Annotated in this window: 35 protein-coding genes and 1 tRNA gene; 23 read left to right on the plus strand and 13 right to left on the minus strand. The window is 58.9% G+C overall.

Annotation, left to right across the window (positions count from 1 at the left end; translation table 11 throughout):
- The first annotated feature begins 55 nt into the window (after positions 1-55).
- Together spoVAD and spoVAE are read left to right on the plus strand one after the other, a co-directional pair.
- Complete coding sequence (gene spoVAD, locus WMO64_RS03090) at positions 56-1,081, plus strand: stage V sporulation protein AD (RefSeq protein ID WP_349230966.1); 1,026 nt, start codon at positions 56-58, stop codon at positions 1,079-1,081.
- 13 nt (positions 1,082-1,094) lie between these two features.
- A complete protein-coding gene (gene spoVAE / locus WMO64_RS03095; protein ID WP_349230967.1) occupies positions 1,095-1,472 on the plus strand; it encodes a stage V sporulation protein AE in 378 nt (125 codons plus the stop codon).
- A 57-nt stretch (positions 1,473-1,529) separates the two neighbouring features.
- On the opposite strand, the gene WMO64_RS03100 is transcribed toward spoVAE, so the two are convergent.
- Positions 1,530-3,500: a bifunctional metallophosphatase/5'-nucleotidase gene (locus WMO64_RS03100; protein ID WP_294522287.1), complete on the minus strand. Its 1,971-nt coding sequence runs from the start codon at positions 3,498-3,500 to the stop codon at positions 1,530-1,532.
- Positions 3,501-3,826: 326 nt separating this feature from the next.
- Here WMO64_RS03100 and trhA point away from each other — a divergent pair, with 326 nt between their 5' ends.
- Complete coding sequence (trhA, locus tag WMO64_RS03105) at positions 3,827-4,573, plus strand: PAQR family membrane homeostasis protein TrhA (RefSeq protein ID WP_349230968.1); 747 nt, start codon at positions 3,827-3,829, stop codon at positions 4,571-4,573.
- Between the two features lie 69 nt (positions 4,574-4,642).
- Here trhA and trmB read toward each other — a convergent pair whose 3' ends face one another.
- On the minus strand, positions 4,643-5,338 hold the full coding sequence (gene trmB / locus WMO64_RS03110) for a tRNA (guanosine(46)-N7)-methyltransferase TrmB (RefSeq protein ID WP_294522293.1): 696 nt from the start codon (positions 5,336-5,338) through the stop codon (positions 4,643-4,645).
- A 294-nt stretch (positions 5,339-5,632) separates the two neighbouring features.
- Here trmB and WMO64_RS03115 point away from each other — a divergent pair.
- The 3 genes from WMO64_RS03115 to WMO64_RS03125 all read left to right on the plus strand — a co-directional run bounded on the left by WMO64_RS03115 (position 5,633) and on the right by WMO64_RS03125 (position 6,759).
- Positions 5,633-5,708, plus strand: a tRNA-Pro gene (locus WMO64_RS03115).
- Between the two features lie 106 nt (positions 5,709-5,814).
- Positions 5,815-6,399, plus strand: coding sequence for a GNAT family N-acetyltransferase (locus tag WMO64_RS03120; RefSeq protein WP_349230969.1), 585 nt, complete (start codon positions 5,815-5,817; stop codon positions 6,397-6,399).
- Between the two features lie 15 nt (positions 6,400-6,414).
- Positions 6,415-6,759: a DUF3795 domain-containing protein gene (locus WMO64_RS03125; RefSeq protein WP_349230970.1), complete on the plus strand. Its 345-nt coding sequence runs from the start codon at positions 6,415-6,417 to the stop codon at positions 6,757-6,759.
- A 91-nt stretch (positions 6,760-6,850) separates the two neighbouring features.
- On the opposite strand, the gene WMO64_RS03130 is transcribed toward WMO64_RS03125, so the two are convergent.
- Both WMO64_RS03130 and WMO64_RS03135 read right to left on the minus strand, forming a co-directional pair.
- On the minus strand, positions 6,851-7,300 hold the full coding sequence (locus tag WMO64_RS03130; RefSeq protein ID WP_349230971.1) for a GNAT family N-acetyltransferase: 450 nt from the start codon (positions 7,298-7,300) through the stop codon (positions 6,851-6,853).
- Between the two features lie 9 nt (positions 7,301-7,309).
- A complete protein-coding gene (locus tag WMO64_RS03135; RefSeq protein WP_349230972.1) occupies positions 7,310-8,059 on the minus strand; it encodes a GNAT family N-acetyltransferase in 750 nt (249 codons plus the stop codon).
- 163 nt (positions 8,060-8,222) lie between these two features.
- Here WMO64_RS03135 and WMO64_RS03140 point away from each other — a divergent pair, with 163 nt between their 5' ends.
- The 7 genes from WMO64_RS03140 to WMO64_RS03170 all read left to right on the plus strand — a co-directional run bounded on the left by WMO64_RS03140 (position 8,223) and on the right by WMO64_RS03170 (position 12,475).
- Entirely contained in the window at positions 8,223-9,149 is a 927-nt protein-coding gene (locus WMO64_RS03140) for a helix-turn-helix transcriptional regulator (protein ID WP_349230973.1), read from the plus strand.
- Positions 9,136-9,459 carry a TfoX/Sxy family protein gene (locus WMO64_RS03145; RefSeq protein WP_349230974.1) on the plus strand — a complete coding sequence of 108 codons (324 nt, stop codon included), beginning with the start codon at positions 9,136-9,138 and terminating at the stop codon, positions 9,457-9,459. The genes WMO64_RS03140 and WMO64_RS03145 overlap by 14 nt, the downstream gene beginning before the upstream one ends.
- Before the next feature lie 2 nt (positions 9,460-9,461).
- Positions 9,462-10,097: a GyrI-like domain-containing protein gene (locus tag WMO64_RS03150; protein ID WP_349230975.1), complete on the plus strand. Its 636-nt coding sequence runs from the start codon at positions 9,462-9,464 to the stop codon at positions 10,095-10,097.
- Complete coding sequence (locus WMO64_RS03155) at positions 10,094-10,651, plus strand: DUF3795 domain-containing protein (protein WP_349230976.1); 558 nt, start codon at positions 10,094-10,096, stop codon at positions 10,649-10,651. Before WMO64_RS03150 ends, WMO64_RS03155 begins: the two co-directional genes overlap by 4 nt.
- 156 nt (positions 10,652-10,807) lie before the next feature.
- Entirely contained in the window at positions 10,808-11,170 is a 363-nt protein-coding gene (locus WMO64_RS03160) for a dihydropteridine reductase (protein ID WP_349230977.1), read from the plus strand.
- A gap of 17 nt (positions 11,171-11,187) precedes the next feature.
- Positions 11,188-11,787: a TetR/AcrR family transcriptional regulator gene (locus tag WMO64_RS03165; protein ID WP_349230978.1), complete on the plus strand. Its 600-nt coding sequence runs from the start codon at positions 11,188-11,190 to the stop codon at positions 11,785-11,787.
- Positions 11,768-12,475 (plus strand): hypothetical protein, encoded by a 708-nt coding sequence (locus WMO64_RS03170; protein WP_349230979.1) that lies wholly within the window; start codon positions 11,768-11,770, stop codon positions 12,473-12,475. Before WMO64_RS03165 ends, WMO64_RS03170 begins: the two co-directional genes overlap by 20 nt.
- Before the next feature lie 97 nt (positions 12,476-12,572).
- Here WMO64_RS03170 and WMO64_RS03175 read toward each other — a convergent pair whose 3' ends face one another.
- Together WMO64_RS03175 and WMO64_RS03180 are read right to left on the minus strand one after the other, a co-directional pair.
- Entirely contained in the window at positions 12,573-13,331 is a 759-nt protein-coding gene (locus WMO64_RS03175) for a MerR family transcriptional regulator (protein ID WP_349230980.1), read from the minus strand.
- Between the two features lie 60 nt (positions 13,332-13,391).
- Positions 13,392-14,009, minus strand: coding sequence for a CatA-like O-acetyltransferase, family 2 (locus WMO64_RS03180; protein WP_349230981.1), 618 nt, complete (start codon positions 14,007-14,009; stop codon positions 13,392-13,394).
- A gap of 149 nt (positions 14,010-14,158) precedes the next feature.
- On the opposite strand from WMO64_RS03180, the gene WMO64_RS03185 reads away from it, so the two are divergent.
- Positions 14,159-14,719: a flavin reductase family protein gene (locus WMO64_RS03185; protein ID WP_349230982.1), complete on the plus strand. Its 561-nt coding sequence runs from the start codon at positions 14,159-14,161 to the stop codon at positions 14,717-14,719.
- Positions 14,720-14,853: 134 nt separating this feature from the next.
- Here WMO64_RS03185 and WMO64_RS03190 read toward each other — a convergent pair whose 3' ends face one another.
- From WMO64_RS03190 to WMO64_RS03205, 4 genes are all read right to left on the minus strand, one after another.
- Positions 14,854-15,168, minus strand: a complete 315-nt coding sequence (locus tag WMO64_RS03190) for a hypothetical protein (protein WP_349230983.1) — start codon at positions 15,166-15,168, stop codon at positions 14,854-14,856.
- A 59-nt stretch (positions 15,169-15,227) separates the two neighbouring features.
- On the minus strand, positions 15,228-15,362 hold the full coding sequence (locus WMO64_RS03195) for a hypothetical protein (RefSeq protein WP_349230984.1): 135 nt from the start codon (positions 15,360-15,362) through the stop codon (positions 15,228-15,230).
- A gap of 5 nt (positions 15,363-15,367) precedes the next feature.
- A complete protein-coding gene (locus WMO64_RS03200) occupies positions 15,368-15,718 on the minus strand; it encodes a hypothetical protein (RefSeq protein WP_294518663.1) in 351 nt (116 codons plus the stop codon).
- A 285-nt stretch (positions 15,719-16,003) separates the two neighbouring features.
- Positions 16,004-16,702 (minus strand): Type 1 glutamine amidotransferase-like domain-containing protein, encoded by a 699-nt coding sequence (locus tag WMO64_RS03205; RefSeq protein WP_349230985.1) that lies wholly within the window; start codon positions 16,700-16,702, stop codon positions 16,004-16,006.
- Between the two features lie 283 nt (positions 16,703-16,985).
- Here WMO64_RS03205 and WMO64_RS03210 point away from each other — a divergent pair, with 283 nt between their 5' ends.
- The 9 genes from WMO64_RS03210 (at position 16,986) to WMO64_RS03255 (ending at position 22,924) form a co-directional block, all read left to right on the plus strand.
- Positions 16,986-17,660 carry an alpha/beta hydrolase gene (locus WMO64_RS03210; protein WP_294518656.1) on the plus strand — a complete coding sequence of 225 codons (675 nt, stop codon included), beginning with the start codon at positions 16,986-16,988 and terminating at the stop codon, positions 17,658-17,660.
- A gap of 659 nt (positions 17,661-18,319) precedes the next feature.
- Positions 18,320-18,832 carry an SF0329 family protein gene (locus WMO64_RS03220; protein ID WP_349231003.1) on the plus strand — a complete coding sequence of 171 codons (513 nt, stop codon included), beginning with the start codon at positions 18,320-18,322 and terminating at the stop codon, positions 18,830-18,832.
- A gap of 268 nt (positions 18,833-19,100) precedes the next feature.
- Positions 19,101-19,832 carry an AlkZ-related protein gene (locus WMO64_RS03225; RefSeq protein WP_349230986.1) on the plus strand — a complete coding sequence of 244 codons (732 nt, stop codon included), beginning with the start codon at positions 19,101-19,103 and terminating at the stop codon, positions 19,830-19,832.
- 67 nt (positions 19,833-19,899) lie between these two features.
- Positions 19,900-20,514 (plus strand): DUF1349 domain-containing protein, encoded by a 615-nt coding sequence (locus tag WMO64_RS03230; protein WP_349231004.1) that lies wholly within the window; start codon positions 19,900-19,902, stop codon positions 20,512-20,514.
- Position 20,515: 1 nt separating this feature from the next.
- Complete coding sequence (locus WMO64_RS03235) at positions 20,516-20,926, plus strand: peptide deformylase (protein WP_294518650.1); 411 nt, start codon at positions 20,516-20,518, stop codon at positions 20,924-20,926.
- Positions 20,923-21,237: a TIGR04076 family protein gene (locus WMO64_RS03240; protein WP_349230987.1), complete on the plus strand. Its 315-nt coding sequence runs from the start codon at positions 20,923-20,925 to the stop codon at positions 21,235-21,237. Before WMO64_RS03235 ends, WMO64_RS03240 begins: the two co-directional genes overlap by 4 nt.
- A 12-nt stretch (positions 21,238-21,249) precedes the next feature.
- Positions 21,250-21,966 carry an SDR family oxidoreductase gene (locus WMO64_RS03245; protein ID WP_349230988.1) on the plus strand — a complete coding sequence of 239 codons (717 nt, stop codon included), beginning with the start codon at positions 21,250-21,252 and terminating at the stop codon, positions 21,964-21,966.
- On the plus strand, positions 21,963-22,421 hold the full coding sequence (locus WMO64_RS03250; RefSeq protein WP_294518641.1) for a metallophosphoesterase family protein: 459 nt from the start codon (positions 21,963-21,965) through the stop codon (positions 22,419-22,421). The genes WMO64_RS03245 and WMO64_RS03250 overlap by 4 nt, the downstream gene beginning before the upstream one ends.
- A complete protein-coding gene (locus WMO64_RS03255) occupies positions 22,421-22,924 on the plus strand; it encodes a DUF6933 domain-containing protein (protein WP_349230989.1) in 504 nt (167 codons plus the stop codon). Before WMO64_RS03250 ends, WMO64_RS03255 begins: the two co-directional genes overlap by 1 nt.
- Positions 22,925-22,988: 64 nt before the next feature.
- Here the strand turns inward: WMO64_RS03255 and WMO64_RS03260 are convergent, their stop codons facing one another.
- From WMO64_RS03260 to WMO64_RS03270, 3 genes are all read right to left on the minus strand, one after another.
- Positions 22,989-23,639: a vWA domain-containing protein gene (locus WMO64_RS03260; RefSeq protein ID WP_349230990.1), complete on the minus strand. Its 651-nt coding sequence runs from the start codon at positions 23,637-23,639 to the stop codon at positions 22,989-22,991.
- Positions 23,640-23,726: 87 nt separating this feature from the next.
- The gene (locus WMO64_RS03265; protein WP_349230991.1) at positions 23,727-24,083 is read right to left on the minus strand and encodes a DUF2200 domain-containing protein; all 357 of its coding nucleotides are present in this window, start codon (positions 24,081-24,083) and stop codon (positions 23,727-23,729) included.
- Between the two features lie 15 nt (positions 24,084-24,098).
- Positions 24,099-25,109, minus strand: coding sequence for an O-acetyl-ADP-ribose deacetylase (locus WMO64_RS03270; RefSeq protein WP_349230992.1), 1,011 nt, complete (start codon positions 25,107-25,109; stop codon positions 24,099-24,101).
- Positions 25,110-25,162 lie beyond the last annotated feature (53 nt).

Consider the following 25,162-nt stretch of genomic DNA (forward strand, 5'->3'; position numbering starts at 1 on the left):
TTTCTTCTCTTTTTGTTCAAACTAGGCCCATATCCGAACATGTGAGGTGGCGCGTATGGAGACAAAGCGTCTGGGTTCCCAGACGGTGGCGCTGGCCTGCCCGCCCGCTGTGGCGGGCTATGCCAGCGTGGTGGGCAAAAAAGAGGGCGACGGCCCGCTCTCGTCCTTCTTCGACCACATCGAGCAGGACGACAGTTTTGGCGAGAAGAGCTGGGAGAAGGCGGAGAGCGCCATGCAGCGGCTGGCTCTGTCCATGGCGCTGAACAAGGCGGAGCTGGCCGCCCCGGCCCTGGACTATATCTTCGCCGGGGACCTGCTGAACCAGTGCATCGGCACCGGATTTGCCCTGCGTGGACAGGACATCCCCTTCTACGGGCTGTACGGCGCCTGTTCCACCATGGCGGAGAGCCTGTCCCTGGCGGCGCTGATGATCGACGGCGGGTTTGCCCGCCATGCGGCGGCCCTGACCTCCTCCCACTTCTGCTCGGCGGAGCGGCAGTACCGCACGCCTCTGGAGTACGGCGGCCAGCGCACCCCCACCGCCCAGTGGACGGTGACCGGCTCGGGCTGCACCATTCTGGCCGCCCAGGGGAACGGGCCCAGGGTGACCCACGTGACCACGGGCAAGATCGCGGACAAGGGCATCAAGGACGCCAACAATATGGGCGCGGCTATGGCCCCCGCCGCCTACGAGACCATCAAGGCCCACCTTCAGGACACCGGGCGTAAACCCTCCTGCTACGACCTGATCCTCACCGGCGACCTGGGCAAGCTGGGCCGGGACATCGTGAAGGACCTGTTCCGCCGGGACGGGGTGGAGCTGTCCAACCTGGCCGACTGCGGCACCATGATCTACGACCTGGAGGGTCAGGATGTCCACTGCGGCGGCTCCGGGTGCGGCTGCTCCGCCGTGGTGCTCAACGGGTATCTGATGGACGGCCTGAAGCGGGGCCGGTGGAAGCGGCTCCTCTTCTGCGGCACCGGGGCCCTCCTCTCCCCCACCTCCACCCAGCAGGGGGAGTCCATCCCCGCCATCTGCCACGCGGTGGCGCTGGCGGCCCCGGGCTGCGAGACTGTATAAAGGAGGAATCACAATGGAAATGCTGTGGGAATATGGCCGGGCCTTTCTGTGCGGCGGCCTGCTCTGCCTCATCGGCCAGCTGCTCATCGACAAGACCAAGCTGACCCCCGCCCGCATCCTGGTGGCCTATGTGGTCTCCGGCGTGGTGCTGGGCGGCCTGGGGCTGTACAAATACGTGGTGGAGTTCGGCGGCGCGGGGGCCACCGTCCCCCTCACCGGCTTCGGCTATCTGCTGGCCAAAGGCGTGGCCAAGGCGGTGGAGGAACAGGGGGTGCTGGGGGTGCTGGGGGTGCTCACAGGCGGCGTCACCGCCGCAGCGGGCGGCATCACCGCCGCCATCTTCTTCAGCTGGCTCTCCGCCCTCATCTTCCGCCCCAAGCCCAAGGACTGAACCGCCCAGACAGCACAAAAGGGAACCGTTCCGGTTCCCTTTTGCGGATGGGCTCTGTTATCCCCTGTAACCCCGGTAGCCTCTCCGGACGCCGGAGCGGCGGGAGCGGCGGCGCTTCCGGGTGGCCACCCGGCAGATGATGAACACCACCAGGGCCACCAGCACCAGCGCCACGCCCAGCACCACCAGGGTGATCCAGTTGGGCTGGCGGAGCAGGGCGACGGGGTTGACGCTCTCATCCCGCACCTTGCGGCCCTCAGGCCCCGCGTACCGCTGGGGCACCTGGGGCACGCCGTCCGTGGGGGTGAAGGAGGCCAGGTAGGTGGCCACCGCGTACCACTCCTTTAGCTCGGAGCCGTCCTCCAGGTGGATGATGTGGGCCTCATAGTCGGTGATGGGGTTGCCCCACTCGTCCTTGGGTGTGATCTTCAGGATGCCGTAGGACATGTCGGTCACGGTGCCCAGCATCTGGCTGGAGTAGAGGTTGGTCACCACCCGGTAGAGCTTGTTGTCGTCAATGGCCTCGGTGGTGCCGTCAGAGTGGAGGAGGGCCGGGTCAGTCACCCGGTTGAAGAGCATCCGGTGCATATTAAAGGTGTAGCGCACACCGGAGCTGTACAGCTGGGCGCCCGAGAAGATGGGTCCCACCGACGGGTCCAGCTCCAGCACGGTCTTCAGCTCCTTGCCGGTAAGCCACACGTCGATCAGCGGATAGCCCGGCGAGCCGTCCGCGCCCGAGCCGATGGAGCTGACGTTGAAGGCGTCGGAGACCGTGATGTCCCCCTGGGAGAAGCTAGCCCGGATGACTCCCGAGTTGACAAAGGCCGCCGTGATGGGCGCCGCGTTGGTGCCCGCCTCGGTCTGGCGCACGGCGTAGATATAGGCGTCGGTGATCAGGTTGCCCAGGCTGTCCTCCTCCTGCTCCCGGGCGAACTGGGAGACAGGGGTGAAGTCGAAGGGGCTGTAGGCCAGCACCTGGTCAAAGGTCATGCCGAACTGGGACAGATACTCCGTCTCCACCAGGTCCTTGTACCCGGACACCTGGGCGGCGATCTGGGCATTCTCCGGCACGTTCTCGTCGATGGGGATCAGCTCGTAGTCCAGGACCGCGTTGTTGCCCTCCGCGTCCTTTTTGATGGTCACCTTGCCCAGGTTGGTGCAGTACTCCCCCGTGCAGCCGATGACGGTGTTGTTCACAATCGTGGGCTCCACCATGGTGGAGTGGGTGTGGCCGGAGACGATGAAGTCGATGCCGTCCACGTTCTTGGCCAGCAGCTCGTCCTCCGACTTCTTGGGGTCCGGGTTGGTGCCGCTGTGGGACAGGCAGATGAGAAAATCGTACTCCTCGTTGGCCTTGATCTCGTCCACCACCCGCTGGGCCGCCTGGACAATGGGCTCAAACTCCATGCCCGACATGGGCGCGCAGGCGTCCGCGTCCTCGCCCAGGACGCCGAACACCGCGAAGCGCACCCCGTCCCGCTCGATCATCACATAGTCGGTGACGCCATAGTCCGCCATGGCCTCCACCACTGCCTTGTCCCCCTCCGGGTCCTTGGGGGTGACGTAGTTGGCCTGGACCAGGGCGGGCAGCGGGTCGCCGCTCCGGACAGCCGCCTCCAGCATCTTGGCCAGACCGTCCGCCCGGTACTCGTACTCATGGTTTCCGAAGGTGGCCGCGTCGTACCCCAGGGCCCCCAGACTGCGCAGTTCGCTTGCCTGGGTGGTATAGATGGTCTGGAACAGGGTGCCCATGGAGAAGTCGCCCCCGTCCACCGTGATGCAGGCGTACCCCGACGCCTCCGCCTGGGCCCGCTCGTCCTCCAGGGCGGTCATCAGCCGGGCAAAGCCGCCGTACTCCCCGCCGCCCTCCTTTTCCGCCGGAAGCAGATGGGAGTGCATATCGTGGGTGAACAGGATGGTGGCGGTCTTGCCCTCGTCCTCCTGGGCCCACGCAGGCGTTATCAGGCACCCCACAGACAATACCAATGTGACCAACAGCACAAAAATTTGTCTTGCACGCTTTTTCATGGTCTTCCCTCCCAGTGTTATGCTCTCATTATGCCATAATTCCGTTGAAATTGGAAGTTGTATTTGCGCGAATTGTACAAACCCCCCGGCCGCCTCCGGCGTTCTTTCCAATTATTCTTCCTTTTTTACCCATATTTTTTAATATAATTTTAAATATTAGATTACGTGATTTTTCTATTGATATCACAGAGTAACCGTGTTATACTATACCAAAGAAAAGCGGGACCTCCGCTTCTCTCCGATTTGTGTATACCTTCCCCCGCCCGCAGTGCGCGGCGGAGAACACCTCACTTTTTCAATCGCGCAACAGCGCATGGAGGTTTCTTATGGACGAACTTATGATGTATCCCGAATTTTCCGCTCCCCGGGTGGCTCCCGTCCGGGTCAGCCGCCGTCCCCAGGAGAAGGGCCGCAACCCCTATGACGGCCTGCGTCCCTGGTCCGCCATCACCCACGGCGTGGGCGCCGTGCTGGCTGTGCTGGGAACCGTGCTGCTGCTGGTCCGCTCCGCCCTGATGGGCCTGGACGGCTGGCACATCGTCTCCTTTGCCATCTACGGTGCCTCCATGATCGGACTTTACACCGCCAGCACCCTGTACCACTGCCTGCACACCGGCGTGCGCGGCCGCATCGCCCTGCGCAAGTTCGACCACGCCTCCATCTACCTGCTCATCGCCGGCAGCTATACCCCCATCTGCCTGACCGTGCTCCGCACCGTGGGCGCCTGGGGCTGGGCCCTGTTCTCCATTATCTGGGTCCTGGCTCTGGCCGGCGTGGTCCTCACCATGGGCTGGATCAACATGCCCCGCCAGCTCACTGCCGCCATCTATATCTCCATGGGCTGGATGGCCGTGGTGGCTGTCTATCCCCTCTACCTGACCGTGGGCTGGGCCGGCCTGTCCTGGCTGCTGGCCGGCGGCGTGCTCTACACCATCGGCGGCGTGTCCTACGCCCTGAAGTGGCCCGGTCGGGACAATCCCCGCTTCGGCTGCCACGAAATCTTCCACGTCTTTATCGTTCTGGGCAGCATCTGCCACTTCCTGCTGATGTACCGGGTGGTCTGCTTCCTCTGAGCCCTGAATCCGCATCAAAAAACGCCTGTGTGGCCGAGCCACACAGGCGTTTTCCCTGCTCAATGCAGTTTATTCCGCTCCGGTCTCTTCTTCCGGCTTGGGCTCCTCCCGGGGCGGCTCCGGCGGCAGCTCACCCATGGTGCCCACACAGCGGTTGATGGGGGTGCCCAGGTTGTGGAACTTCTCCTCGTAGTCGGTCATTACGCCACAGATGCCGTTGGCGTGCAGGTCCCGGGTCACCTCGGAGAGTTCAAAGCCCGCCTGGGGGAACTGGGTCAGCGACCACTCGAACAGATCCCGGTTGTCCGTCTTGAAGTGGATCTGTCCCCCCTCCTTCAGCACCTCCCGGTACTTCTTCAGGAAGGCCACAAAGGTCAGCCGCCGCTTGGCGTGCCGCTTGGTGGGCCAGGGATCACAGAAGTTGATGTAGATCAGATCCACCTCGCCGGGGGCAAAATACTCCGGCAGCTTGGCCGCGTCTCCGTCTACAAAGAATACGTTGTGGAGCTCCATGGCCGTCACCCGCTCCATGGCAATCACCATGGCGTCCGGCACACGCTCCACCGCGATGAAAAGAATGTCCGGGTTCTGCGCCGCCGTCTCCGCGGTGAAACGCCCCTTGCCGCAGCCCAGCTCCAGCCGCAGTTCCCTGGCCTCCGGCATCAGGTCCCGCCAGTGCCCCCGTCTGGCCTCGGGATCACGGATCTGGCACGCCGCGCACCGCTCCATTCTCGGAATCAGATTTGGCTTTTTCCGCATTCTCATATTGTCTGCACCTCGCTTAAAAATCGTTAGTATCATACCATATCACGTGCTTTTCTGTAAAGGCGCTCTTGCAATCTCCTCCGCTTTATCGTATACTGACAAAGTTCGGTTGCTCCTCTTTGCCTTTTGACACCGCCGCCTGATTGTGGACCTGAAGCAGGGCCATACATGTTTATCCATGAAATGCTTGATTTCTCGCCCCCTGCCGTGTTATGATGCAGAGAGCAAGATATTGACCGGCGACGGCAGGGTTTTATACGCTTTTATTGTCCTACCAGACAGGAAATTGAATATCCGGGTGTAGCGCAGTTGGTAGCGCACGTGATTTGGGTTCACGGGGCCGGGCGTTCGAATCGCCCCACTCGGACCAGAATCCCGCAAAATTATTTGATTTTGCGGGATTTTTCTTTATTTTGCGTGAAAATGCCCGATATAAATTTGTTGCCTTTTGCTTCAATTCCATGGAGGACTGGAGTATGATTCTCGAAACGGAAAGACTGATTCTGCGCCCCTTTTTGGAGCGCGATGCGGCGGATGTCTATGAATATCTGAAAGAACCTGCGGTCAACTGCTTTGCCAGCATGAAGCTGAACTCCCTAGATGAGGCCAGGGAAGAGATGAAAAAGCGCCTTGGTGAGACCGAGTACTATTTCGCTATCACCCTGAAAGACGGCGGCAAGGTGATCGGGGAGATCGACGCCTACCCGGAGACGGGCGAGCCCCACGGGGATGAGAACGCCGTACGGGACACCTTCAGCCCCTGCTGGATGCTGAACGAGAACTATCAGGGCAAGGGGTACGCCTTCGAGGCGGCGCACGCTTTCTTTGACTATCTCTTCTCCCAAAAGGGCGCAAGGCGCATTTACGCCTATACCGAGGACTACAACCTCTCCAGCCAGCACCTGTGCGAAAAGCTGGGTATGCGTCGGGAGGGCATGTTCCTGGAATTCATCTCCTTCGTGAACAATCCCGACGGTACGCCCCGGTATGAAAACACCGTGCAGTATGCCATCCTGAAAAAAGAGTGGGAACAAAAACAGCTTGGTCAGGCGCAGGTTTGAAAGAGGTGCATCACCATGAACGGCACAGAGGAGATTGGCTGCTGCGGTGCCTACTGCGGGACCTGCCGGGAGTACCTGAAAACTTGCAAGGGCTGCAAGCCGGGATACCTGGACGCCTCCCGGGATCTGAGCCGGGCAAAGTGCAAGATGAAGAAATGCTGCCTGACCAGAGGCCATATCACCTGTGGGGACTGCGGGGAGTACGAGTCCTGCGAGACCATCCAGTCCTTCCTCAACCACCCCGGCTACAAATACGGCAAGTACAAGCAGGCGCTGGAGTACATCCGTGCCAACGGCCACACCGCCTTCCTGAATACGGCGGAGCACTGGACAGGCGCCTATGGCAAGTACCCGAAATAAGATTTCTGAACGAAACGATACCGCCCGCTGAACATCTATGGATGCCAGCGGGCGGTAATCTTTGATTATTGCTTGTGAAAAAATGATATGCCTACGGGTTCAGTTCCATTTGCAGATACACCATGTCCACCAGCTGCACCCCGCACTCGTAGATGGGGTGGTCGTAGTGGTCAGGGAAAAAGTTCTTGACCACGTGGTGCCTGCAAAAGCCGCAGGCTTCATAAAACGGGATGGTGGACAGGCTGTCTCCGGTGCCCACCTGCAGCACCACATACTGTCCTGTATAGGCTCGGACGAGGAAGTCCACCATGGCCTTTCCATAGCCCTTGCCCTGAAATGCAGGCTCCACAGCGAGGTTTTTCAACTCCAGGATGCCATTTCCTTCGTCGGTTACCACGCATTCCGCCTTGACCCCATCGTCCTTCAGCACATACATGGTCCCACGCTCCAGATAGCGGTCCACCATGTCCTCTTGCTCGTCGGCCAGCAACAGCAAATCCAGGTATCTCTTTTTATCGGTCTCCACTTTTCTGATTTCCATAGGCACACCTTATTTTTTCAGAAGCCGCTTCAGCGCAGCGGCGTCCAGCAGATTTACCGTCACGAACTTTCCCCGATAGAAGACCGCCCAGTTGTTGAACACGCAGGGCAACGCCTTGGCTTTTGCCAGGGTATCCACCGGAATGAGGGCATAGGGCACCTCCAACTCTTGGCAGGTCTTGCGCACCAACTCCACACTCTGATGGATGTAGGGACACTGGGAACTGTAATAGACGGTCAGTTCCTGAGGTTCAATCGCCTGCCGTTTGGCGTTCTCCCCGAAGCGGGGCTTCGTCCCGTCAAAGGAGAGAGCCAGCAGCCGGTAGCCGTCCGGGGTGGTATCCACCGTTTCAAATCCATACTTCTCTGCGAAGGCCTGGTCTGAGAGCCAGGCCTTTTGCTTTTCCGCCCCCAGCATACACACGCCGGACTTTCCATTGGCCCTGGCGTCGGCCAGACAGTACTCCATCATCTGCCTGCCGTAGCCCTTGCCCTTGAACTCCCCGCTGACCCACAGGCAGTAGATATAGAGGTAGTTATCCCCTTCCACCGGTACCCAGGCAGTCTCCAGCGGAGCGTACTCGATGAACACCACACCCTTGGCGTCCAGTTTGCGGAACACATGGCCCTCATGGAGCCGCTCTCGAAGCCAGGCCCGCTTGGCCTCCACGCCAGGGTGGGGCTTCTTGCTGCGTATGATGCAGCACAAATGCTCCCGATCCAGATTTTCTTCTGTCAGATTGAGAAACTGATCCTCCATGTCCGCTACCTCCCGGAAAATCCGTCTCCATGATACCATGCCCTCCACGGCAAGGCAATCCTGGAGTTCCCAGCAAAAGTTTTTCTCGCAAGGGGAATATGACAGACAGCTGTCGCGTTCCTATGCTATAATGCAGACAGAAATGCGAAAGGCGGTGTGTCCCATGAGGATGGAGCGGCTTATCGGCATCCTGTCCATTCTGCTCCAGCGGGAGAAGATCACCGCTCCGGAGCTGGCGGAGCAGTTCGAGGTGTCCCGCCGGACGATTCAGCGGGACATTGAGTCCCTGTGCCGGGCGGGCATCCCCATCGCCACCACCCAAGGGGCAGGCGGCGGCATCTCCATCATGGAGGGCTACCGGGTGGACCGGACGGTGCTCACCGCCCCGGAGATGCAGGCCATCCTGGCGGGGCTGAGGAGCCTGGACAGCGTCAGCGGCACCCGGCGCTACGCCCAGCTGATGGAGAAGCTGTCCGCCGGGACAGGCGGCCTGGTGCCCGGCGACGCCCACATGCTCATCGACCTCTCCTCCTGGTACAAGACCAGCCTGCCGCCCAAAATCGAGCTCATCCATGGGGCCATCGAGCAGCACAGCACCATCCGCTTTACCTACTTCTCCCCCAGGGGGGAGTCGGTGCGCACCGTGGAGCCCTACTACTTGGTGTTCCACTGGTCCACCTGGTATGTGTGGGGGTGGTGCCAAATGCGTGAGGATTTCCGCCTGTTCAAATTGAACCGCATGACGGAACTCACCTCCGGAGAACCTTTTGAGCCCCGGTCCGCGCCCCTACCCGACCTGGAGCCGGAGCGCATTTTTCCGGCCAAGTATCAGGTCACCGTCCTTTTTGACCCGTCTTGCCGCTGGCGGCTGGTGGAGGAGTACGGGGCGGACCGCTTTACTGTGGAGCCGGACGGCAGGCTGCGCTTCACCGGCGGCTTTCCCGACGCCGACAGCGTCCTCAGCTGGGTGCTCACCTTCGGGGACAAGGCGGAACTGCTGGAGCCAGAGGAGCTGCGGGAGCAGCTGGGGACATTGACCCAAACATTGGCCGACCGCTACCGAAAGGGGGATCAGCATGGCCTCTCATAAGGACTTTGTGGACTATGTGGCCGAACAGCTGCGGGAGGCGGGCGCCATCCGCAGCCGGAAGATGTTCGGCGAGTACGGCCTCTACTGCGACGATGTATTCTTTGCTGTCATCTGTGACGACCAGCTTTTTGTGAAGGTCACCCCGGCGGGCGAAGCGGCGTTTCCCAACCTGCCCAAGGCTCCCCCCTATGAGGGGGCCAGGGACTACATCTGGGTGGAGGATGTGGACGACCGGGACACCATGACCGCCCTCACCCGCCTCACCTGTCTGGCCCTTCAGGCCCAGCCAAAAAAGGCACGGAGGAAATGACCATGGCCTTTGACTATAAGAAAGCGTACAAGGAATTCTATCTGCCCCCCAGGACGCCGGGTATCGTCACGGTGCCGGCCATGAACTTCCTGGCGGTGCGGGGCCAGGGCGACCCCAATGAAGAAGGCGGCGCTTACAAGCAAGCTCTGGAACTGCTTTACGCTATGGCCTACACCATCAAAATGAGCAAACTGGGCAAGCACAAGCTGGAGGGCTATTTTGATTATGTAGTCCCGCCCTTGGAGGGCCTTTGGTGGCAGGAGGACACCCAGGGCGTGGACTATTCCCGCAAGGCGGATTTCCGGTGGATCTCCCTCATCCGCCTGCCGGAGTTTGTGACGGAAGAGGTCTTCCGCTGGGCCGCCCGGGAGGCCACGGAGAAAAAGCAGCGGGACTTCTCCAAGGTGGAGTTCTTCCCCTGGCAGGAGGGCCTGTGCGTCCAGTGCATGCACCTGGGCCCCTACGACGACGAGCCCGCCACTGTGGCGGCCATGGAGGAGTTCGCCAAGAGACAGGGCTATGGGCTGGATTTCAGCCAGGGCCGGTTTCACCACGAGATCTATCTGAGCGATGTGCGGCGGTGCAAGCCGGAGCGTCTGAAAACCGTCATCCGGCAGCCGGTAAGGAGGATGCCATGAAAGGTTTTACCAGAGAGCAAACCCGCTTTTCCCTCTGCGGACTGAACTGCGGTCTGTGCCCCATGCATCTAGGCGGCTACTGTCCCGGCTGCGGCGGCGGGGCCGGCAATCAGAGCTGCACAATCGCCAAGTGCTCTCTGGAGCACGGCGGGGTCCCGTTTTGCTGGGAGTGCCCGGAGTATCCCTGTTCCCGCTATGACGGTTTCGACGACGGGGACTCCTTTGTGCCCCACCGGAACCGGCGGCAGGACATCGCCCAGGCCCGGGGGATGGGGATGGATGCCTATCTGGCCCAGTTGGAGGAAAAGAAGGCAATTCTGGAGGAGCTTCTGGCCCATTACAACGATGGCCGACGTAAAACTATCTTCAACATGGCGGTCTACCTCCTACCTCTGGAGGATCTGCGCACTGTGATGGCTGCTCTGAACAGCCGGCTGGAGCTGGCCGCACAGCCCATCAAGGAGCGGGCCCTTGCCGCCGTGGGACTCCTCCAGGAAGCGGCAGACCGTCAGGGTATCAGCTTGAAACTGAACAAAAAGCCAAAGACGGGGTAATCCCATGGTCTTCTCCAAGGTGACAGCCCATTAGCAGCCCAGTTCTTGAAATCGGCACGAATCCTCAACCGTGTCGTTCTCTTTTGGTCTTTCATCCTCTATGATCATATCAGCAGCTGCAGAGAATCAACCAATCGATCATAAGAGGAGACTATCATGATGAACACGGATAAAATTTTTGCGGAAGCCATTGCCAACGAATACGCCCCCAAGGACACCTCCAAGGTCGTCGCCCTGCGAAAGCTGGACTGGAACGCAAAGCGCCCGGCCACCATCTTCGCCTATAGTTTCGGCATCGGAGCAGCCCTGGTTCTCGGCCTGGGGATGTGCCTCTCCATGCAGGTGGTCGGCAAGGGCGGCATCCTGATGACCGGGGCCGGGATCATCCTGGGGATTCTGGGCATCGTGGGCGTGGGCCTGAACTACCCCATCTACAAGAAGCTCTTGCGAACCGGCAAGGAAAAGTATGCCTTTGAGATCATGCAGCTTGCCCGGGAGATCAGCGAATCGGCGGAGTAACGTGAGGAGGGCGGCAGATGAACAAGTCCGAGAGCAAATACTTTAATACCGCCCTGCGAATGGATGAGACCCTCCTTGCTCTGTTGGAGGAGAAAGATCTGGAGTATATCACCGTGAAGGAGCTCTGTCACCGGGCCGGTGTGAACCGATCTACCTTCTACCTGCACTATGAGACGATCACTGACCTGGTAAACGAGACCCTGGAGATGGTCATGCGGCGTTTTCTCTCTTACTTCCCTCAGCAGGAAGAGGAGATCCTCGGCAATCTGGGAAGCCGGGGGCGGGAAGAACTGATCCTGGTCACCCGGGAGTATCTTCTCCCCTATCTCCGCTTCATCCAGGAGAATAAAAAGGTCTACCGGGCAGCTTTTCGCAATCCTGCCAGTATGCAGGCCTATACCCGGTACGGGGAGCTGAAGCGTCACATCCTGGGTCCCATTCTGGAGCGGTTTGAGATTCCGGCTGCCCACCGCCCCTACTACATGGCTTACTATATTGAGGGCATCGCCGCCATTGTCAAAGAGTGGCTGCGTCAGGACTGCAAGGATGAGGTGGAGGTGATCGCCGGCATCATTGAGTCCTGTGTGCGGCCCAGGGATGGAAGCGATGAGAAATAACGGCAGGGCCGCGCACTTTCTCCGGATGTGGCGGGAGGATTACATCGGTCAGACCCTCATGAGCGCCGCTGTTTCCTTCAGCATCACAGTGCTCTTTACCCTGTGCCATGGGTATCTGGGCCTTTGCTATGGCTCGGTATGGCATGGGAGCATCGGCGTCTTTTACCTCCTGCTCATGGTGATTCGGGGCACGGTCCTTCTCACGGAAAAGCGAAATCGGGCCCGGCCTGAGGCCGAGCAAAACCGCTGCCGCCGTTGGACATTCCTCATCAGTTCCGCGCTGCTTCTGGTGATGGATCTGGCACTGATTTGGCCCATTTCCATGATGGTCGTGCTGGACAAGCCCGTATCCATGGGACTGATCCCGGCCATCGCCATGGCGGCCTATACCACCTGGAAGATCACCATGGCCTCCATTCACATGGGACGGCAGCGGCACAGGGCCAGTGGGAATATTCTGGTGGCGGAGCTGCGAACGGTCAATTTCATTGACGCGCTGGTTGCGATCCTGACGCTGCAAAATACGCTGATCATGGTGAACCGGACAACGGCGGACGAAAACGCCATGCTCCCGATGTCCGCTGCTTCCAGTGCCATAATCTATGTGGCGATCGTGTCCATCACTGTGCAGATGCTGCGAAAGGGTCTGAGACAGACAGGCATCCTCGCTTGTCGGAAGCAAACATAAAATCTCCCATGCTGTGTTTATCCAGAGAATAACACAGCATGGGAGATTTGTTTCTATGGGCCGCTCACTAGGTGTGGGCCAGGGTCTGCATCCATGTTTACTTCACCCAGTGGATGACAGCGTCCCGCAGGAAGCGGGCGCAGCCGGGCACCTGTTTGTCGTAGTAGGCGGTGAACCGCTGGTCCATCACATAGAGCTCTGCGATCCCCCGGTGTTTGGCCGGATCGTATTGGTTCCCGGTGATGGTGAGCCACCGGCGGTGGAGGGCGGTGATTTCCTTGCCCTCCTCGCTCTCCGGGGACAGCCCGGCCCGGACGGCAGCCTCCAGCCGCTCCTGGATCTCCCGACCCAGATCCGTCCACTCCCGGTACTGCGCCTGGGTCAGGTTCATCACCGCGGCGTTGGCCTCGTCCACCTCTTGGTCGCCGTACTTGGAGCGGATCTCCGCTCCGTAAACTTCCTCGTTATGGGCCACCGTGCGCTGCTTGAACGCCTCAAATTTCTGCTCGTCGCTCATGATCTCGTTCCTTTCTTCCGCTCCGATGGTGTCTTTCACCGACCGGATGAGCTGTTCCAGCCGCTCCCGCTCCGCCTCCAAAGCGGCCAGGTGGCGTTTCAGAGCGGCCAGACGGTCAAAGGAGGGATCGTCCAGACATTCCTTGATGCGGGCCAGCTCCACCCCGAGGGCCCGGTAATAGAGTATGTCCTGCAGCCGGTCCACCTCCGCCCCGCCGTAGTAGCGGTAGCCGCTCTCCGCCACCCGGCTGGGTTTCAGCAGGCCGATCTGGTCGTACCAGCGCAGGGTGCGGGTGGTCACCCCGGACAGGCGCGACAGCTGCTGAATGGAATACTCCATGGACATCCCTCCCTGAGGATAGGGTACCAGTTGACGGAGCGTCAAAGTCAAGGGGAAATTTCAAATTTTTCGAATTTCCCGCTGGAGCCGCTCCAAAAATTCCGCTGCCGGGATGCCGTCCATCTGGGTGTGGTGAAATTGGAAGGACACAGGCAGGGTAGCCCGCAGCCACTTTTTCCGGTACTTGCCCCAAATGAGGAAGGGATTATTGTAGCATCCGGCGTAGATGTTCACCGCGCCGTCGATCTCATACCCTGCCAGAGCGGAAGTGCCGATCACCATATAGTCCTCGCCCAGCTCATAGCTCTCCCCGCTCTCCCGGACCTGCCCAGTGAGGTCCAGATAGTCCCGGTTGAACTGCTCCAGATCGGAGGAGACGGGGATGTCGCAGGTGGCGATGCCGCCGTCTCGGGTGGCTATCACCGTATTGACGGCCAGACGGTCATACTGCATCAGTTTGTCTCCCACCGGCAGCAGGTAGAAGTCCTCCATCTCCGCCGCCGCCTTTCCGATGCACCAGCACAGGAGCATATTGAATTTGTAACCCCGCTTCCGGCTCAGGCGCACCAGGGCCGTCACATCCAAGGTCTTTATCAGGGTCACCATGGGCATGGGAGCCTTCATCCAGAGCTGGAAGGCCAGGGCCCGGGAGGTGCTTTGGGGATCTACTTCTTTCATATGGTTCTCCATTCTGTTTGTCAAATCCGGTTCGATTGGCCGCAGTAAGTATCCCTTATCATAGCATAGCTCCTCATTGTGGGCAACCGATCCCCATGTTCCAAAGCCAGAACTTATGGTATAATGGGACAAAACAAGGAGGGATTGCTATGCGCAAGAATTTTGGAGCCAAGCCCTGGACCTATCCCCAGCCAGTTTTTATCCTGGCTACCTACAATGAAGACGGCACCCCCGACGCCATGAACGCTGCCTGGGGCGGCATCAGCGAGGACAAGGAGCTGAGCATGTGCATCAGCGAAGGCCATAAAACCACCGCCAACATCCTGGTCCGCAAGGCATTTACCGTGAGCATGGCCACGGCAGAGCAGGCGGTGGCCTGCGACTATGTGGGCATCGAGTCCGGCAACCAAGTGGCGGACAAGGTGGCAAAGGCCGGCTGGCACACCACCAAGTCGGAATTTGTGGACGCCCCCCTCATTGATGAGCTTCCCATGGCGGTGGAGTGCCGTCTGGTGAGCTATGACCCGGAGAGCTGCCGTCTGGTGGGCGAGATTGTCAATGTGAGCGCCGACGAGTCCGTTCTGGATGAAGCCGGAAAGATCGACCCGGACAAGCTGCGCCCCATCACCTTTGACCCCATCCACAACGCATACCGGGTTCTGGGCGAGAAGGTAGGCAACGCCTTCCACGACGGCGCCAAGCTGAAATAATTGCCTGATTTATTCCAGACGTGAATGAGGGACGGAGGTGTAACCTCCGCCCCTCATTTGTTTTGACAGCAGATTATTGCCGGTCCTTCTTCTGCCGCTTGCGGAAGTTCTCCTCGATGGCGTCCTTCCAGTGCTCATCCAGGGGCGCGCTGCACCGGACGGCCCACCACCTCGTAGTTGAAGCGGGTGCCCTGGCTGTCACAGGTAGTTCGCCGCCCGGCAGGGCACGACCCCCAGGTGGCCCGCCGTCTCCACCGCGTCAATGTTGGTCCCAGAAAGAGAAACTCCCAGCCGTACTTGTCCTTCTGGCGCCGGATCATCTCCTTTACCTTTCGGGCTGAATAGCGATGGCCGGTGTTGTCTACGAATTCAAACACCATCAGGCTCTCCTTGCCGGGGAACAGCCGCACGCCACAGTCCAGCTGCTGGGTATAGCGCACCTTGGACATGGTGGGCCGGGCCAGGAACAGCGTCCGTTTGCCAAATCACTTGGCATCCATAGCAGCGGTCACCGTCTTGCCGGTGGCGTGAAGGGGGACTGGGAGTAGAGATAGCCGGCTTTCTCACCGCCGAAGGTGCCGGAAAACAGTTCGATGAACAGATCTTCGGCACTGCTGCCGGAGGCGGAGCGGCAGGTGGGCATGGAGGTCACCTCTGTTTTCTGTTAAAGTATGTATCTGTGATTTTCCCGAGATCCGCTAATCTGGACTCAATGGCTCCTCTGCTTCTGCCGTGTTCCTTGGCAATCGCAGAAGTCGTCATTCCCGAATCAAATTCGTCCAGTAATTTTTCTTCCTCAATATCTGTCCAAGGTTTTCCTGCGTTGCGAGGCAGGCTTTTCTTTCGGGATGCTGAAGGGATCACATTCAAAATTTCATGAAAAGCCCGTATCATTTCAGGCTGATTGCATACATGATTTCGCGGTAAAAGTTCTCCAGTGAAGGGGTCGATGCCGTCAGCCAAAGCAGATAATAGTTCTTTTGCTCTTGCAATATCCATTCAGCAATCCTCCTTTACTTCTCTCAAAAGGGCCTTTTTCTCAAATCCATCCCCGTTTGGCGTCCTTGTCCGCCCGCAGCTGCTCCAGTTCTTCCAGCATCCAGCCGCAGGCTTTCACGACAGCTTGCATGATCTCCGGAATGCGGTCACGCACCACCTTGTGACAGGCTTTAGTAGGCCTCTTTTATCCTCCTCAAGATCTCCACATCTGCCGGACAAAACGCATACTGATCAATTTCGTTCACCGTGATCCAAGCGTTCATTATCATAATTATTTAGCCCTTATCATACCAAAAACTCGATTGGTTTCTTCTCCATCAATCCATTTTTATATCGAATTTCAAATGCCTTTGCGGAAGAATTACTTTTTATAAAATACTGATTACCATTGTTTTCAACAAATGCAGTATCGTTCTCCATAGCCAAACCGGTCAGCTTCTTTTCTTTCAGCATACTATCGAATGACTCACGCCCAGCCTCGTTGTAATGAGGACAAAAAGCGTAATCAAAAAAGTTTAACATTCCATCTGCCCAAGAATAATGACAATCCTCATTGCCGTGGAAAGAATCGCTATCGCTATGACCGCAATTAAACCAACAAATCGCACCGGCACTTAGACCAGTCAGCACAGCGGCATCTTTTCTATATATTTCTTTCAGTTTTTCATCTAATCCATGCTGTTTCCAAACAAGCATCATAGAAACGGCATCGCCGCCGCCAACATAAACAATATCAGCCCACGACAATAGAATATCAATATCCTCATTTCTATACGATTTCGTTACCAAACAAAGGCTTTTTACTTGACAACCGAGATTTTTATATTCCTTTTCGATTGAAGCGATATATCCATCGGCATCTCTGCTTGCAGTTCCTACAAACAAAACATTCGGATTGGTTTTACCCGATAATTTGATTGCATGAAGATTCAGCGGTCTTGTTGAACTCAAATCACCGCCCGATATTGCAACAATTCTTCCCATTTTCCGTTTTTCTCCCTATTGTCTTGATATTTGAACTCGCTTATCCTCTATATGTGCAAATTCCGTATTTTCAATATAATCCCCGTTCTCGTCCGTGAAACAGGCATTATGTATTTCACTCTTCCTATATTCTTTTTGCGGATGTATATTGTAATGTAATTAGTATAACTGGAATTCCAAGATCCAACAAGGACTTGTTGGAAAATATCAACAAAGCTGTCCAGCTCTGATGATGACTCTCTGTGTAGCCCCCTGTCAAAATAGAAAGCGGATGATTCAAGCTATGTATACCTTCTCAACTAAGGGCAAAACGATATCCATTTTTCCAAGTCTTGAAGCAACTGTGCCTATTATCTATCTCAACACCTTCTCTGACGAGGGCCAGAAGGTATATGAGTCCGCACAGGCTGCCGGCTGCCCACCGTTCACATTGGTGGCGATCAGTGATCTGGACTGGAACCACGACATGGTGCCCTGGGACAGTCCGCCTGCCTTCAAAAATGCCCAGCCCTGCACCGGCGGCGCGGACGACTATCTGTGGCTTCTGGCCGAAGAGATTATTCCAGCAGCAGAGAAAGAGATTACCGGAGTCCCTCGTTGGCGAGGGATCGCCGGGTACTCTCTGGCAGGGCTGTTTGCGCTGTATTCCATCTACCAGACGGACCTGTTTTCCCGTGTGGGCAGCATGTCCGGCTCTCTCTGGTTCCCCGGAATGAAGGAGTACATCTTCTCCCATGAGCCGAAGAGTCGACCGGAGCACATGTACTTCTCCCTTGGAGACAAGGAGAGCAAAACCCGCAATCCTGTTCTGAAAAGTGTCCGACAGAACACAGAGGAGATTCATGCTTTCTATCAAGGTAAGGGTATTGATACAGTGTTCCAGCTGAATCCAGGCAATCACTACAACCATGCTGTAGCGCGCACCGCCGCAGGCCTTTGTTGGCTCCTGAGCAAGTGAGGTAAGTTCTCCTGTCGCCGGGCCGGTAATTTTTGTTTAGACGTGTTAAAAATTGATATGCCTGACTTGAAAAAATACCTTGCGGAGAACGGTTTCTGGGATTTCATTGATGTAAGTTCTAAGGGCGTTTTTCCTATCTTGCGAAAGGAGTCAAAGCGTATGCGTCTGAAATACACCTGCCCCGGCTGGGGGACACCCTTGTGCTATGATGGTTTATGCTGGAAATGCAAATCTGAGCAGGATTGAAAGGCCGCATAAGCCTGGACGCCGGAACAAATTGCTGAAAAACAGAGAAGCCTGATTCAGAATATTCAGCGGCTGGGTAATATGGAGGACCCGGAGCTCACCGACTTCTGGCAGCTGCTGGGCTACCGGGCCGCCATCACCCCGGAGATCCAGCGGGCAGCGCTGGCCGCAGGGGTATTCTACCCGTGTGAGCTCTACTAACGTGCACCGGATGATGTTCGGGACGCACTGATCACTGCCCTGCCGGAAGGCAAAACCGACACCGAAGTGGTGCAGGAAACGCTGGACAAGTGGCGGTCTGATCCTATGGGGCTGCGATGTAGAGGATGGCCAGCGGAAAGAAGTTCGAGTATCGGTGGAGCGGTTGCGGACTGAGATATCATGGCATCAAAGGGAGTGGTGATATGGCAAGCGTGTCGACTTGGAGCGGAATCAGGAACAAACTGGAGCAGGATTACCTGTGCCCCGCACTCCGGGGACATATCCAATACTTTGCCGCCAGCTATCGGGAAAGTCATGACCAAATCGGTCGAGCGGCTATCCGACTGGACGGTGTGGAAGTTCTGCGGAGCAACTACTATGCCTATGAGCAAAATTACTGGAACAGATATCAGGCCCTGCAGCGAGAGGGCGCTGGAGAAAATGACTCAAAGACACCCTTCCGCCTGGCTCATGAGGGGACACTGAACGACGGCTGTTTTGACAACGTTTTTTTCTATGAGGCGTTTGGGATATTTGACAACCAGAGCCTTGAGAAAAGCCTTGTCAGTGAAAATCCCCTTGTGCGTATCTTCGCTCTCCTAGACCGCAGGCTGGGAAAGCGCCGTCTGCTGGCTTTGGAGGAATCCATGGAGCGGGAACTGGACTGGGTGCGGGCCTTCTATGTGATCCGGATGCAGGCCGAAGGGCTGATGGAAAAAGAATAACATTCAGGAGAAACTGCCATATCACAGATCGCATCCTCGGTGAGCAAGGCCACCCTGGACGAGTGCCCCATGGTCTACAAGGGGATGGAAGATATTCTGGAAAACATCGGCCCCGCCGGCTCCCCATATCAATGATATCAGATCGGCAGTGGAGCCGGGAACAACTATGTTCCCGGCTCCACTGGGTCCATGCCCACAGGCCGGCGTGGCATTTCCTCCACCGCTGTGTTATAATGCCTGTAACAAGCTGGAAGAGGAGATGTCTGCCGTGGCCATTGAGAACGGAGCATGGATCATGCGGGGGCTGGACTGGGACGACCCCTGCCGCATCCGCAGCTGGCAGGAACTGATCCGCTGGATCGATGAAATCGGATTTCTGCCTCTCTTCAAGAACGAGATCGACGGTTTCTCTGCCGAGGAGCACACCTCCGCCCGCTCCTGGTGGACCAGCGACCCGGAACAGGACCCCTGGGAGTGGCGGCAGCTCATCGCCCACAGCGGCCAGGTGGCCTACGGCAAGTTCTTCGGCAAAAAGGCCGGGTTCATCTCCAGGGCCTGGTTCCCCCACTTCGCCAACTGGCGGAGGGACGGCTACGACTTCGACAGCCGCTGGGACGAGGAACTGGCCAGCTTGCGCCAGAAGCGGATCATGGACCAGTTCACCGCCAAGGGTGAGCTGTACTCCTTCGATCTCAAGCGCCTGGCCGGGTTTGGAAAAGAGGGCGAGAAGAACTTTGAAGGCACGGTGACCGACCTCCAGATGGGCGGCTATCTGCTGATCCGGGACTTCCGACAGCGCCTCAACAAAAAGGGCCAGCCCTACGGATGGCCCATCTCGGTCTACAGCACCCCGGAGGCGCTTTGGGGCTGTGAGCACATCTCCTCCGCCTACAGGCTGGACCCCGCCCAGTCCAAAGAGCTGATCTATCGGCAGGTGCAAAAGAACTTCCCCTCGGCCACGGAGGCCACGCTTCAGGTCGTGCTGGGGTGGGGCGGATGACTGCGGCGCCCTGTTTTCCCGGTAAAGCGCCCGCAGCGGAATTATGAACCATGGAGGAATTGGAATGATGAATTTTGACGTGAACAAGCTGGCCTGGACCAGAGCGCCGGAGCACTGCCGCATCTCTCCGGACCGGATCGAGATCACCACGCTGCCCCACACCGATCTGTGGCAGCGCACCTATTATCACTTCCGCAACGACAATGCCCCGGTCCTGCAGATGGAGACCGCGGAGCCATACTTCAGCTTTGTGGTCAAGACCGACTTCACCGACAGCAAGCACCGCTTTGACCAGTGCGGGATCGTCCTCTACCTGGACAGCGAAAACTGGCTCAAGGCCTCGGTGGAATATGAAAACGGCGCGTTCCAGCATCTCGGCAGCGTGGTCACCAACGGGGGGTATTCCGACTGGGCCACCACCGCCATTGACGGCAGCATCCGCACCATGTGGTACCGCCTCAGCCGGCGGGAGGACGACTACCGGATCGAATGTTCCCGGGACGGGGTCAACTTCAGCCAGATGCGCATCTGCCACATGCACAAGGGCGGCGGCATCATCCGTTTCGGCCTCTACGCCTGCTCTCCTGAGGACTCCTCCTTTACGGCGGTGTTCTCCCAGATGCGCCTGATGGAATGCCAGTGGCAGGCCCACGACGGGCAGCAGCCGGATCAGGAGGCCTGATATGATTCGGGACATCTGCAAAGACGAGACCTTTCTGGCTCAAAAGGCGGAGCCGGCCACACTGGACGATATTCAGACTGCCGCCGACCTGCTGGAGACCCTGGAGCACCACAAGGACGGCTGCGTGGGCATGGCCGCCAACATGATCGGCGTCAACAAGCGCATCATCGCCTTTGACAACGAGGGCTCCTACATGGTCATGTTCAACCCGGAGATCATCAAAAGGTCCGAACCCTATGACGCGGAAGAGGGCTGCCTCTCCCTCACCGGCCTCCGCCCGGCCAGGCGGTGGAAGTCCATCAAGGTGCGCTGGCAGAACGAGAAGTTTCAGGAGCGGACGAAGACCTTTACCGGCTGGACCGCCCAGATCATCCAGCACGAGATCGACCACTGCGAGGGCATCATCATATGAAAAAATGCAGGATCACCGTCATGCGCATCACCCGGTACGAGGACCTGATGGCCCGGTATGAGAACCCCATCTCCCATGCCTGCGACATGGAGCTGGGACAGGTGTTCATCGCCAACGGCTGGGAGAGGCCGGAGGGCTTCTGCCAGAGCGCCTGGGACACCCTCTCCCCCTTTGTGCTGGCCCTGAGCCACGGGGGAGAAAACTTCTACGACGGGTGGATGAAGAATCCCAAATCCGCCATGCTCTCCTGCAACGACGGCTTCCGTCCGGTGAGCTTTCTGGTGGAGGCGCTGGATGAGGATGCAGACTGAGGAGGAAGGACCGTGTTTGAAAACAAAATCGCCGTGGTCACCGGCGGTGCCAAGGGCATCGGCAAGGCCATCGCCGACGAATTCCGCAAGGCGGGGGCCGCGGTGTGCGTCATCGACCTGCTGCCCAACGATTACTACGTGGGCGATCTGGCCGACCAGGCAGTGCTGGAGGATTTCGCGCGCAAGGTCATCGCCGACTACGGCCATGTGGACTATCTGGTCAACAACGCCCTGCCGCTCATGAAGGGCATCAGCGAATGTACCTATGAGGAGTTCAACTACGCCCTGCGGGTGGGCGTCACCGCGCCTTTTTACCTCACCAAGCTGTTTGCGCCCCACTTTGCCCCCGGGGCGGCCATCGTGAACATCTCCTCCTCCCGGGACCGGATGAGCCAGCCCCAGACTGAGAGCTACACAGCGGCCAAAGGGGGCATCTCCGCCCTGACCCACGCCCTGGCGGTGAGCCTGGCGGACAAGGTGCGGGTGAACTCCATCTCCCCCGGCTGGATCGACACCAACTACACCGTCTACAAGGGCCCGGACGCGGTCCAGCAGCCCGCCGGACGGGTGGGCAACCCCCTGGACATCGCCAATATGGCCCTCTACCTCTGCTCGGACAAGGCGGGCTTTATTACCGGGGAGAATATCTGTATCGACGGCGGCATGACCCGCCTGATGATCTACCACAACGACTTCAGCTGGACCCTGGGGGAGGGTGGAGACGGATGAAGATCGCCATTCTCTCCGACACCCACGGCCTGCTGCGGCCGGAGGTGGCGGAGCTTCTGAAAACCGCCGACGCCATCCTGCACGGCGGCGACATCAACAGGCAGAGCATCGTGGATATGCTAGGGCAGTTTGCCCCGCTCTACATCGTCCGGGGCAACAACGACAAGGAGTGGGCGGAGGCCATCCCCCACCACCTCACCGTCACCCTGGGCGGCGTGACCTTTTACATGGTCCACAACAAAAAAGAGGTCCCGCCGGACCTCTCCGGGGTGGATGCAGTGGTGTTCGGCCACTCCCACAAATATGTGCAGGAGGAGAAAGACGGCCTTCTCTGGCTCAATCCCGGCTCCTGCGGCCCCCGCCGGTTCCATCAGGAGATCACCATGATGATGGCCGAGGCGGAGAACGGGAACATTCAGGTGGAGAAGATCACCATCCCCCACGAGGTGACGTGATGGAGCTGGGCCTGACCTTCCCTCTCCAGCGCTTTCTACGCATGAAAACGCCGGCCTGGGGCTCAGAGCCAGACCGGCGTTTTTGCTGGGATCTCCATGTGATCGACCTGCGGGGCCGCAAGTGTCTGCTGGCCGTCCACTGCCACAGCCGGTACGCCTTTGTGCGCTATGATGTACCGCCCCTCCTGTGGGCGGACATTCCCGGTCTGTTCCGGACAGGTCTGGCCGATAGCCTCGCCGCCGCCGGATTCGCGCAGGAGCAGGCAGAGCAATACCTGCAGCAGGCGGGCTCCGCTGCCGTCACCCGCACCCACGGCCGCCGGGAGGTCGCCTTCCTCAACCGGGCCTGGGATGATGTGCTGGCCCTGGACCTGTGCCTGGACGCCGCCAGCCAGGCCCAGCCCCTGCTGGACCACGCGGTCAACACCCGCCCCAGCCGGTGCGTGGGCTCTGAAGGCCTGGGGACGGGGTTGGCGCGGATAGCTGCGGTGCTGGATGGGTAAGAAATATGGATGTGAAAACCGCCCGGAGCCGCCCTATCCTCAGATGCTCCGGGCGGGCCCTATGTCATTGCTTTTTCCGGTTCCGGAAGTCCTCCTCGATAGCGTCCTTCCAGTGCTCGTCCAGGGGCGCGCTGCACCGGACGGCGGCCACGGCCTCCCCCACCACCTCGTAGTTGAGGCGGGTGCCCGCGCTGTCGCAGTGATAATTCACCGCCCGGTCGGGGGCGATGCCCATACGGCCCGCCGTCTCCACCGCGTCGATATTGGCCCCCAGAAAGAGGAACTCCCAGCCGTACTTCTCCCTCTGCCGCCGGATCATCTCCCTGACCTGCTGGGCCGAATAACGGCGGCTGGCGTTCTCCATGCCGTCGGTGGTGATGACGAAGAGGGTGTGCTCCGGCACGTCCTCGCTCCGGGCGTACTTGTGGATGTTTCCGATGTGGTGGATGGCCCCGCCCACGGCGTCCAGCAGTGCGGTACAGCCCCGGACATAATACTCCTTTTCGGTCATGGGCCTGACCTGGCCCACCTTCACCCGGTCATGGAGCACCTCGGCCCGGTCGTCGAAAAGGACGGTGGAGACATACGCCTCGCCGGACTCCCGCTTCTGCCTGTCCAGCATGGAGTTGAAGCCGCCGATGGTGTCGCCCTCCAGCCCCTGCATGGAGCCGCTGCGGTCCAGGATGAATACCAGTTCAGTCAGATTCTTTTTCATAAATAGATCCCCCTATTCTGTGTTGTCCGGTCTACAAGCACAGTATAGGGGGATTTCGTTTCGGTTTGGTCGCCCGGCAGGCGACAATTATCTTCTCAGGATCTGTTCCATGGTCTTTCCCTTGGCCAGCTCGTCCACCAACTTGTCCAGATACCGGATATCCCGCATCAGCGGGTCCTCAATCGCTTCCACCCGCACGCCGCAGATCTTGCCGGTAATCAGGGTGCGGCAGGGATTCATGGCGGGGGCATCCCGGAAGAAGCCGCCGTAGCTGACATCGGACTGCTCCAGCCGGGCGATGTCCTGGGGCGTGTATCCGGTGAGCCAGGTTGCCACCCGGTCCACCTCTTCCCTGGTACGTCCCTTTTTCTCCGCCTTCTTCACCAGCAGCGGATAGATCTTGGCAAAGGGCATCTGCGTCACATCGGTGCGCGGTATGGGCATCCTCCTCTCCCTGGCTCAGCCGCCCAGCAGGCTCTGGTCAAAGGCAAACAGCGCCTCGTTGATCTCAAAGATATTGTAGTTGTGATGGGCAATAAAATACTCCACGATGATGTCGAACTTGCTGGCGTGGGAGAAGGCGAAGCCCGCCTTTTGGAGCATCTCCCGGGCCTCCTCCAGCGGCAGCTCCAGCGCCACGGCGAAGGCCATGGCGGTGGGCTTGGAGGGCTTGTAGTGGATGTCGGAGCGGATCTTGGAGAAGAGCTTGCGGTCGATGTTGGCCTTCTTATAGCACTGGGCGTCGGTGATGCCCCGCTCGCTGATCTTCCGCAGCAGCATCTGGGAAAAGCTCTCGTCCAGCCGGCTCAGGGCCTCGTCCAGACTTGCGGGCTCCGCGCCCCGAGCGGCGGGCTCCCACAGCGCCTCCTCCTCGGGCGCCGATGCCGCGGTCTGGAACGTCACGGCCCGGCGGCGCTGCTCCGCCCGGTCGTCTGTGTGCGCATCCACATATCGGTCGTCAATATAGGCCTCAATATCGGAATAGAGCTTCCCGCCGATGGTATAGGCGTCCCGGTCGAAGATCACCAGGTAGACTGTCATGTCGTGGGCGAGCAGGAAGTCCCCGATGGTGTCCACCGCCACCTTCAGGGCCTGGTCCTTGGGATAGCCATACACCCCGGAGGAGATAAGGGGAAAAGCCACAGTCTGACAGTCATGGGCCAGCCCCAGCTCCAGCGAGGAGCGGTAGGCGGAGATAAGCAGCTCCCGCTCGCCATGGCCCCCACCCCGCCAGACGGGGCCCACGGTGTGGATCACATATTTCGCAGGCAGGCGGTAGCCTTTCGTGATCTTTGCCTGTCCTGTCTTGCAGCCGCCCAGGGTACGGCACTCCTTGAGCAAATCCGGCCCGGCGGCCCGGTGGATGGCGCCGTCCACACCGCCGCCGCCCAGCAGGCTCTCCTTGGCGGCGTTGACGATGGCGTCCACCTTCATGGTGGTGATATCGTTTCTCACAATGTGAAGGGGCATGGAGACACCTCCTCGCTTGATAGCCTCATCATACCATGAACCGCCCTGTCTGG

This window comes from Pseudoflavonifractor intestinihominis (assembly GCF_040096055.1).
GTDB classification, from domain to species: domain Bacteria; phylum Bacillota; class Clostridia; order Oscillospirales; family Oscillospiraceae; genus Pseudoflavonifractor; species Pseudoflavonifractor intestinihominis.

Bases quoted from the DNA above. Each gene is read 5' to 3' on its own strand.
- WMO64_RS03185 (WP_349230982.1), top strand. From the start codon at position 14,159: ATGCGCAAGAATTTTGGAGCCAAGCCCTGGACCTATCCCCAGCCAGTT.
- WMO64_RS03230 (WP_349231004.1), top strand. From the start codon at position 19,900: ATGAATTTTGACGTGAACAAGCTGGCCTGGACCAGAGCGCCGGAGCAC.
- WMO64_RS03195 (WP_349230984.1), bottom strand. From the start codon at position 15,362: ATGCCCACCTGCCGCTCCGCCTCCGGCAGCAGTGCCGAAGATCTGTTC.
- WMO64_RS03125 (WP_349230970.1), top strand. From the start codon at position 6,415: ATGAACGGCACAGAGGAGATTGGCTGCTGCGGTGCCTACTGCGGGACC.
- WMO64_RS03270 (WP_349230992.1), bottom strand. From the start codon at position 25,109: ATGCCCCTTCACATTGTGAGAAACGATATCACCACCATGAAGGTGGAC.
- WMO64_RS03135 (WP_349230972.1), bottom strand. From the start codon at position 8,059: ATGGAGGATCAGTTTCTCAATCTGACAGAAGAAAATCTGGATCGGGAG.
- WMO64_RS03160 (WP_349230977.1), top strand. From the start codon at position 10,808: ATGATGAACACGGATAAAATTTTTGCGGAAGCCATTGCCAACGAATAC.
- WMO64_RS03145 (WP_349230974.1), top strand. From the start codon at position 9,136: ATGGCCTCTCATAAGGACTTTGTGGACTATGTGGCCGAACAGCTGCGG.
- WMO64_RS03265 (WP_349230991.1), bottom strand. From the start codon at position 24,083: ATGCCCATACCGCGCACCGATGTGACGCAGATGCCCTTTGCCAAGATC.
- WMO64_RS03165 (WP_349230978.1), top strand. From the start codon at position 11,188: ATGAACAAGTCCGAGAGCAAATACTTTAATACCGCCCTGCGAATGGAT.
- WMO64_RS03150 (WP_349230975.1), top strand. From the start codon at position 9,462: ATGGCCTTTGACTATAAGAAAGCGTACAAGGAATTCTATCTGCCCCCC.
- WMO64_RS03255 (WP_349230989.1), top strand. From the start codon at position 22,421: ATGGAGCTGGGCCTGACCTTCCCTCTCCAGCGCTTTCTACGCATGAAA.
- spoVAD (WP_349230966.1), top strand. From the start codon at position 56: ATGGAGACAAAGCGTCTGGGTTCCCAGACGGTGGCGCTGGCCTGCCCG.
- WMO64_RS03240 (WP_349230987.1), top strand. From the start codon at position 20,923: ATGAAAAAATGCAGGATCACCGTCATGCGCATCACCCGGTACGAGGAC.
- WMO64_RS03140 (WP_349230973.1), top strand. From the start codon at position 8,223: ATGAGGATGGAGCGGCTTATCGGCATCCTGTCCATTCTGCTCCAGCGG.
- WMO64_RS03100 (WP_294522287.1), bottom strand. From the start codon at position 3,500: ATGAAAAAGCGTGCAAGACAAATTTTTGTGCTGTTGGTCACATTGGTA.
- WMO64_RS03235 (WP_294518650.1), top strand. From the start codon at position 20,516: ATGATTCGGGACATCTGCAAAGACGAGACCTTTCTGGCTCAAAAGGCG.
- WMO64_RS03260 (WP_349230990.1), bottom strand. From the start codon at position 23,639: ATGAAAAAGAATCTGACTGAACTGGTATTCATCCTGGACCGCAGCGGC.
- WMO64_RS03155 (WP_349230976.1), top strand. From the start codon at position 10,094: ATGAAAGGTTTTACCAGAGAGCAAACCCGCTTTTCCCTCTGCGGACTG.
- WMO64_RS03120 (WP_349230969.1), top strand. From the start codon at position 5,815: ATGATTCTCGAAACGGAAAGACTGATTCTGCGCCCCTTTTTGGAGCGC.
- WMO64_RS03170 (WP_349230979.1), top strand. From the start codon at position 11,768: ATGGAAGCGATGAGAAATAACGGCAGGGCCGCGCACTTTCTCCGGATG.
- WMO64_RS03190 (WP_349230983.1), bottom strand. From the start codon at position 15,168: ATGTCCAAGGTGCGCTATACCCAGCAGCTGGACTGTGGCGTGCGGCTG.
- trhA (WP_349230968.1), top strand. From the start codon at position 3,827: ATGGACGAACTTATGATGTATCCCGAATTTTCCGCTCCCCGGGTGGCT.
- WMO64_RS03130 (WP_349230971.1), bottom strand. From the start codon at position 7,300: ATGGAAATCAGAAAAGTGGAGACCGATAAAAAGAGATACCTGGATTTG.
- trmB (WP_294522293.1), bottom strand. From the start codon at position 5,338: ATGAGAATGCGGAAAAAGCCAAATCTGATTCCGAGAATGGAGCGGTGC.
- spoVAE (WP_349230967.1), top strand. From the start codon at position 1,095: ATGGAAATGCTGTGGGAATATGGCCGGGCCTTTCTGTGCGGCGGCCTG.
- WMO64_RS03205 (WP_349230985.1), bottom strand. From the start codon at position 16,702: ATGGGAAGAATTGTTGCAATATCGGGCGGTGATTTGAGTTCAACAAGA.
- WMO64_RS03250 (WP_294518641.1), top strand. From the start codon at position 21,963: ATGAAGATCGCCATTCTCTCCGACACCCACGGCCTGCTGCGGCCGGAG.
- WMO64_RS03200 (WP_294518663.1), bottom strand. From the start codon at position 15,718: ATGGATATTGCAAGAGCAAAAGAACTATTATCTGCTTTGGCTGACGGC.
- WMO64_RS03210 (WP_294518656.1), top strand. From the start codon at position 16,986: ATGTATACCTTCTCAACTAAGGGCAAAACGATATCCATTTTTCCAAGT.
- WMO64_RS03175 (WP_349230980.1), bottom strand. From the start codon at position 13,331: ATGGAGTATTCCATTCAGCAGCTGTCGCGCCTGTCCGGGGTGACCACC.
- WMO64_RS03180 (WP_349230981.1), bottom strand. From the start codon at position 14,009: ATGAAAGAAGTAGATCCCCAAAGCACCTCCCGGGCCCTGGCCTTCCAG.